Raw genomic sequence first — 653 nt, forward strand, 5'->3', positions numbered from 1 at the left:
GACCGGTTGTCGTTCAAGCGCTTCGTCGGTTTGAGCCTTGAGGATGCGACGCCCGACCATACGGTCCTGAACCGCTTTCGGAACCAGCTTGTCGAACAAGGCCTGCTGGAGAAGCTGTTTGGTGAGCTGGATCGTCAGCTTGAGAATGCCGGCGTCATCCTCAAGCGCGGCACGATGCTGGATGCGACCTTGATCCAGGCGGTGTCGGCTCCTCCGAAGGAGGATCGCCCCTCAAACGATCCCGACGCCCGCTTCACCAAGCGGCAAGGCAAGAGCGGCACGACGTTCGGTTACAAGGCCCATGTCGGTGTCGACGAAGGATCCGGCTTGATCCGCACGGTACTGACCACACCGGCCAACATCAACGACACGACACCGGCGGACGCTTTGATCCGCGGCGATGAAGCTGCGGTGTGGGCCGATGCGGCTTACGACACCCATGCCCGACGGGCCCGGCTGAAGGCGGAGGGCAAGAAACCCCGCATTGCTCGTCGGCCCAACCGGCATCACCCGGAGTTGCCGCCGAGGCTCAAACGCTACAACCTCCTCATCGCGCGCCGCCGAGCCCAGGTCGAGACCACCTTCGCTACTCTCAAACGCCGCATGCGGCTGACCTGCATCCGCTACGTCGGTCTGATCAAGGCGACCGGGCA

1 protein-coding gene is annotated in these 653 nt (G+C 63.4%); it reads left to right on the forward strand.

Annotated features, from left to right (window positions below; translation table 11 throughout):
- Positions 1-653, forward strand: a 653-nt coding sequence (locus tag AC0L3X_RS47355) for an IS5 family transposase (RefSeq protein ID WP_473317647.1), incomplete at both ends; no start/stop codon positions are given.

The sequence above is a fragment of the Bradyrhizobium sp. MI1.7 genome, assembly GCF_055811795.1.